The organism is Coprococcus sp. RTP21428st1_C9_RTP21428_210409 (assembly GCF_040227395.1).
Taxonomy (GTDB): domain Bacteria; phylum Bacillota; class Clostridia; order Lachnospirales; family Lachnospiraceae; genus Coprococcus; species Coprococcus aceti.
On sequence record NZ_JBEHVV010000012.1, the window covers coordinates 50555 to 56968 of the forward strand.

General features: G+C 46.3%; 7 protein-coding genes. 6 read left to right on the forward strand and 1 reads right to left on the reverse strand.

The annotated features are described in order from the left end of the window. Nucleotides 1-52: 52 nt before the first annotated feature. The gene (locus ABUA34_RS04195; RefSeq protein WP_349822884.1) at nt 53-1285 is read right to left on the reverse strand and encodes a peptidoglycan-binding domain-containing protein; all 1233 of its coding nucleotides are present in this window, start codon (nt 1283-1285) and stop codon (nt 53-55) included. Between the two features lie 99 nt (nt 1286-1384). Between ABUA34_RS04195 and ABUA34_RS04200 the strand changes: the two genes are divergently transcribed. The 6 genes from ABUA34_RS04200 to ABUA34_RS04225 all read left to right on the forward strand — a co-directional run. Then, the gene (locus ABUA34_RS04200; protein WP_015534836.1) at nt 1385-2023 is read left to right on the forward strand and encodes a precorrin-2 dehydrogenase/sirohydrochlorin ferrochelatase family protein; all 639 of its coding nucleotides are present in this window, start codon (nt 1385-1387) and stop codon (nt 2021-2023) included. A gap of 184 nt (nt 2024-2207) precedes the next feature. Then, nucleotides 2208-2630: a ribosome maturation factor RimP gene (gene rimP, locus ABUA34_RS04205; RefSeq protein WP_055144996.1), complete on the forward strand. Its 423-nt coding sequence runs from the start codon at nt 2208-2210 to the stop codon at nt 2628-2630. Nucleotides 2631-2642: 12 nt separating this feature from the next. Next, nucleotides 2643-3824 carry a transcription termination factor NusA gene (nusA, locus tag ABUA34_RS04210; RefSeq protein ID WP_055144675.1) on the forward strand — a complete coding sequence of 394 codons (1182 nt, stop codon included), beginning with the start codon at nt 2643-2645 and terminating at the stop codon, nt 3822-3824. Nucleotides 3825-3873: 49 nt separating this feature from the next. Further along, nucleotides 3874-4143, forward strand: a complete 270-nt coding sequence (gene rnpM, locus ABUA34_RS04215) for an RNase P modulator RnpM (RefSeq protein ID WP_015534837.1) — start codon at nt 3874-3876, stop codon at nt 4141-4143. After that, nucleotides 4127-4456: a L7Ae/L30e/S12e/Gadd45 family ribosomal protein gene (locus tag ABUA34_RS04220; RefSeq protein WP_082418050.1), complete on the forward strand. Its 330-nt coding sequence runs from the start codon at nt 4127-4129 to the stop codon at nt 4454-4456. Before rnpM ends, ABUA34_RS04220 begins: the two co-directional genes overlap by 17 nt. 3 nt (nt 4457-4459) lie before the next feature. Further along, nucleotides 4460-6414, forward strand: a 1955-nt coding sequence (locus ABUA34_RS04225; RefSeq protein ID WP_349822885.1) for a translation initiation factor IF-2, incomplete at its 3' end; no start/stop codon positions are given.

Sequence of the window (6414 nt, forward strand, 5' to 3'; positions counted from 1 at the left end):
AAAAGCTGAAATCATTAAGATTTCAGCTTTTTTTGTGTTTGCCCCCAGTGTATTATACATTCTCTGCAATCTTGGTAACTCCCACATATATCTGCGAAATCTTATACCATGTTTTATAGTCAGTGACACCTGTAGCCGGAAGATTGAATATCTGTTGGAACTTTCTCACGGCATCTGCGGTGTTTTGACCATATAAACCATCGACGGTTACGGTACCGATGGCAGGATAGTTGAGTGAGATCCTGGCGAGCTGTCTCTGGAGCTGGGAGACCTTGTCACCGCTTGAGCCGATGGTCAGCTCGTAGCCCGGATAAGAAGAAGGTATACCGGATATAGTCTCCGAGGTGTTGATGTATATTGTATCCCCGTAATAGTATCTGAGAATCTGGATGGCGGTAAGACCGTCGTCTGCCAGGGATTTTGACCCCCACTGTGTCATCCAGCCCGGACAGGATACACGTCTGCCGTCGCAGTACTGGGTGAAGAGAGGCTGTGTAACGTTTGGCTTTGAGAGATAGTTGGCGAACATCTCATCTACGATCTGTGATACATTTTCAAATATGGTTGCGTTGTACACCCACTTCTGGTCGAATGCGGTATTGCTGGTTACCGTAAAATCGTATCCTTTTCCTCTGTACCATTCGGTGTAGACTCTGTTCAGGGTAAATGACTGTATCGCCAGTACATTTGCCCGGATGGCTGCATCAGGCCAGGTGGAATATATTTCATTGCAGGCAACGTTCTTTATATAGTCTTTATATGGAACATAGTAATCTCTGGCTGTGGGGTCTGTGGGTGCACCATCGTGTACCACTATGGTTTCAGGGATAACGACACGGCTCAGGACTATACCTCCAGACGGATTCACAGGTTTGATCATATCCTCTGCAATTTTTGGAGGATACTGCTCCCAGAGAGTGTGCGCATCGAGAACTGTCGGAGTGGTGTCGCTTCCGTCAGAGGGTGTCAGCTCTATGTTCTGTATTCCCTTTTCACCGGAGAATATCTGGACTCCGGAGATGAAACGCTCATTGTAGCCGTGGGCATTCACCAGTACGTTGTATTCTGAGTATGGCTGGTTATCACCTGGTTCCAGGCTGTAGGCCACATCGGGAGCAGGGAGTTCTTCGTCGATCACAATCCCATTTTCATCTGTAACAAATTCCTCTGAGGTGGAATCGGGCATTCCCGTAGGGCTTATGTATATGGAAGCACCCTCGACGGGAAAGAAATTGTTGTTCGTTATCTGAATTTTTAGTGAACCAACGTTATTTGTAATTGCCATTTCTTAATTCCTCATTTATAATTTGCTGTGAAAGTTTTTTAAGCAGCTTTCACAGTAAGTATATGACTAGATTTATAGAATATTCGGAGGAGATAAGATATGGCATACTTTCCAATGTACATCGATCTTGAGGGCAAGAAAGTAATAGTTGTAGGTGGAGGTAAGGCAGCACTTAGAAAGATCAATTCGCTGCTGTATTTCGGAGCGAAGATAGCGGTCATTGCGCCGAAGGTGTGCGATGATATAAAAGCGATAAAGGGAATAAATGTACATGAGAGCAACGTGGCACTTGACATACTGCAGAATGCAGACATTGTTGTGGCGGCAACCAGGCGCCCGGAGATCAATGCCAAGATAGGTACATATTGTAATGACAGGGGCATCATGGTAAATGTGGCTGATAACAAGGAGCTCAGCAGCTTCCTGTTTCCAGGCGTTATCGTCCGCGGAGATCTTGTGGTGGGAGTCACAACAGGCGGCAACAGCCAGGCGGTATCCAAGCAGATCAGGAATATGATAGACAGGATGCTTCCAGAGGAGTACGAGGCGCTCACAAGAAAGATGGGAGCGTACACAGAGCTTGCAAATGTCAACATCAAGAGCACGGCACTTAGGGAGGAAGCACTGGATGAACTCGTCAAGGTTGCACTGTCCAACAAATGCGTTCTTGACGACAAGAAGGCGAACAAGGTGCTTGACAAATATTACCGTGAGGACGCAGCCAGAAGAAACGCATAAATATTTGTTAATATTTGTACTTGAATTATTTGATAATTATGATACAATAAGTAAGATTGTTATAGATTACAGCATGAGAGTGGGCCTTGGCCCACTCTCAATTGTTGTGGGGATAATATTTTACAGAAAGGTGGTCGTATTTACGAAGAGAGCGGATATTGAAGCAAAGACGGAGGCACTTGTGATGCCGATCATTGAGGCGAACAATCTGGAGCTTGTTGATGTGGAGTACGTCAAGGAAGGCAGTGATTATTACCTCAGAGTGTATGCGGACAAGGAAGGTGGCATCACGATCGGTGATTGCGAGATAGTGAACAGAGCACTTGGAGACCTGCTTGACCAGGATGATTATATAGGAGATGCCTATATACTGGAGGTCAGCTCACCGGGGCTTACGAGACCACTGAAGAAAGAGAAGGATTTCAAGAGAAGCATAGGTAAGGTCGTGGAGATCAAGACATTTGCCAAGGTGAATGGTGCAAAGGAATTCGAGGGTGTGCTCAAGGCATATGATGAGAATACAGTTACCATTGAGCTTGAGGATGAGACAGAGATAACGATAACGAGAAAAGATATTTCCATGATACGATTAGCATTTATATATTAGGAGGATAAAAAGGTGTCAGAGATCATTGAAGCATTGAATCAGCTTGAGAAGGAGAGAAACATTAGCAAGGATGTTCTGCTTGAGGCTATAGAGAGATCACTCAAGACAGCCTGCAAGAAGGATTTCAATACAGACGAGAACATTACAGTTTCACTGGACAGAGAGACTGGTGAGTGCCATGTATATGCAGCCAAAGAGGTTGTTGAGGAAGTTGAGAATCCTGCATGCCAGATAACACTGGAGCAGGCCAAGATGATAAGCAGCAAGTACGAGATAGGTGATACAGTAAATATAGAGATCACAACTAAGAACTTTGGAAGAATCGCAGCCCAGCGTGCGAGAAATGTCATCGTTCAGGCGATCAACGAGAACGAGAGAGCAGCTATATACGATCACTTCCATATGAAGGAGAAGGATATCGTAACAGGAATCGTTCAGAGACAGGTTGGAGACAGCGTGAATGTGAGCCTTGATGACAAGACAGAGGCACTCTTAAAGCCGTCAGAGATGATCGAGGGAGAGAGCTACGAGAGAGGCGACAGAATAAAGCTTTATATCACAGAGGTCAAGAAGACAAACAGAGGACCAAGGATCACTGTATCAAGAACTCATCCAGAGCTCGTCAAGAGACTTTTTGAGAAGGAAGTAACAGAGATCGCAGACGGAACAGTTGAGATCAAGAGCTTCTGCAGAGAGGCAGGATCAAGATCTAAGATCGCAGTATGGTCAAACGATGAGAACGTCGATGCAGTTGGAGCATGCGTAGGAATCAATGGTGACAGAGTAAATGCTGTCGTTGCAGATCTGAACGGTGAAAAGATCGACATCATTCCTTGGAGTGAGAACCCTGCTGAGTTTATTTACAATGCGCTCAGTCCTTCAGATGTTGAGGACGTATCAGTTGATCTTGATGAGAAGACAGCATTTGTCGTAGTACCTGATACACAGCTTTCACTTGCAATCGGTAAGAAGGGTCAGAATGCCCGCCTTGCAGCCAAGCTGACAGGATACAAGATCGATATTAAGAGCCATTCAAAGGCCGAGGAGATGGGTTACTTTGATGAGCAGCCAGAGGATGAGAACTTTGATCCTTATAACGAAGATGAATATTATGATGAAGTAAGCGAAGATAAAGATGCCGATGCTGCTTCATTTGACATAGATGAAACAGTAGACACAAACGACGAAGAGTAATCATTTGCATTGATGTAGTGGCACATGATAGAGAATAGGGAGTGATGAGATGGCAAAGAAGGTACCTCTGAGGCAATGCCTTGGATGCCGTGAGATGATGCCGAAGAGTGAGCTGATAAGGATAGTCCGAAGCAATGACGGGCAGTTCGCAGTTGATGCAACCGGCAAGCTCAACGGAAGAGGCGCTTATATATGCAAGAGATCCGAGTGCCTTAAGAAGGCGGTTGGAAGCAAAGCACTTGAGAAGGCTTTCAAGGTCAGCATACCTGCTGAGGTGTATGAACAATTAGACAAGGAGCTGCGTGACATTGAAGAATAACAAGATCTACTCGTTAATTTCTCTGTGTGCCAGAGCCAGAAGGCTGTGCAGTGGCAATTTCTCAGTAGAGAAAGCAGTTAAGAATCAGAGCGCGTACGTGGTCATTGTGGCGAAGGACGCTTCTGACAATACGAAGAAACTTTTCGACCAGAAATGTAATTATTATGGGATTCCTTATTATGAGTACGGGACAAAGGATGAGCTTGGCAAGTACAGTGGCAATGAGATGAGAACATCCATTGCGATACTTGACGAGGGATTCGGGAATCAGATCATAAAGTACATGAATGTAAATGAAAACATGGAGGTGTAACATTTGGCTAAAATCAGAGTACACGAATTATCAAAACAGTTAAACATTTCAAATAAAGATATCATAGATACACTTGGCGCAAAGGGAATAGAGATCAAGAGTCATATGTCCAATCTGGACGATTCGATGGTTGGAATAATTAAAGCTAAGTTTGGAGCAAAGACTGCGCCAAAGGCCGAGGCTCCAAAGGCTGAGACCCCAAAGCCTGCAGCACCAAAGCAGGAGGCTCCAAAGGCAGCGCCTAAGACAGAGCAGCCAAAGCCTGAGACAGCAAAGCCTGCTGCAGCGCCAAAGGCGGACGCGCAGAAGCAGAATCCTTCAAGGGATGACAATTCAGCAGCCAGACAGGGTTCTGGCAATCATGTAAGATTTGCCAGGGAGGACAGAAACGGCGGCAAGATGAATAACAACGGTAACAGAGTCAGATTTAACAACGACAGACAGGGCGGTTCAGACAGAGCCAGATTCAGCAACGACAGGAACCAGGGCGACAGAAATCAGGGTGACAGACCAAGATTCGGCAGAGATGGCCAGGGCGACAGAAATCAGAGTGACAGACCAAGAGTAGGCAGAGACGGTCAGGGCGACAGACCAAGGTTTAACAGAGATGGCGACAGAAACCAGGGTGACAGACCAAGATTTAACAGAGACGGCCAGAATGACAGACCAAGGTTTAACAGAGATGGTGATAGAAACCAGGGTGACAGACCAAGATTTAACAGGGACGGCCAGGGTGACAGACCAAGGTTTAACAGAGACGGAGACAGAAACCAGGGTGGCGGACGCTTCGGCAATGGCGATAGAAACCAGGGCGGAAGAGGCTTTAACAGAGATGGTGGCAACCGTTTCAGCAACCGTATCAATATGCCATTTGGCAAGGATGACGAGGATGACAGCCCAGCTCAGAAGAGAGCACCATTCAAGAGAGACCGCAAGGACTTCGATGCGAAGGGGATGCCGGGTAAGGATTTAAAGAGCCAGAACAGAGATAACTACAACAGAGATAAGAACAAGCCACGTAAGGGCAACAGAAGATCACCTGAGGAGGTCGAGGCTGATATCAGCAGACTTGCGAAGAATGTGAAGAACAAGCCACAGAAGAAGCAGCAGGCACCACAGGAGGATCCGGATGCAATCAGAACCATCACACTTCCTGAGGTTGTAACACTCAAGGAGCTGGCTGATGCGGTAAAGACTCCTGTAACAGCACTTATCAAGAAGCTGTTCCTCGCAGGTAAGATGGTCAATGTGAACTCAGAGCTTCCATTTGACGAGGCTTCAGAGATCGCACTTGAGTACAACTGCATAGCTGAGGAAGAGGAGAAAGTTGATGTGATCGAGGAGCTCCTTAAGGAGGATGAAGAGGACGAGAAGGATATGGTTTCAAGACCTCCTGTAGTCTGCGTTATGGGTCATGTTGATCATGGTAAGACATCACTTCTTGATGCCATCAGACAGACAAAGGTAACATCAGGTGAGGCTGGTGGAATCACACAGGCCATCGGTGCATCAGTTGTCGATGTAAATGGCCAGACTATCACATTCCTTGATACTCCTGGACATGAGGCGTTCACAGCGATGCGTATGCGTGGTGCACAGAGTACAGATATCGCTATCCTTGTTGTAGCTGCCGATGATGGTGTTATGCCACAGACAATCGAGGCTATCAACCATGCAAAGGCTGCCGGAATCGAGATCATAGTAGCGATCAACAAGATCGATAAGGAAAGTGCGAATATAGAGAGAGTTAAGCAGGAGCTCACAGAGTACGAGCTGATCCCAGAGGATTGGGGCGGTTCAACAATATTCTGTCCTGTATCTGCACATACTAAGGAAGGTATCGACAATCTCCTTGAGATGATCCTCCTCACAGCAGATGTGCTTGAACTCAAGGCAAATCCTAACAGAAAGGCAAGAGGTATCGTCATCGAGGCTGAGCTTGACAAGGGACGTGGACC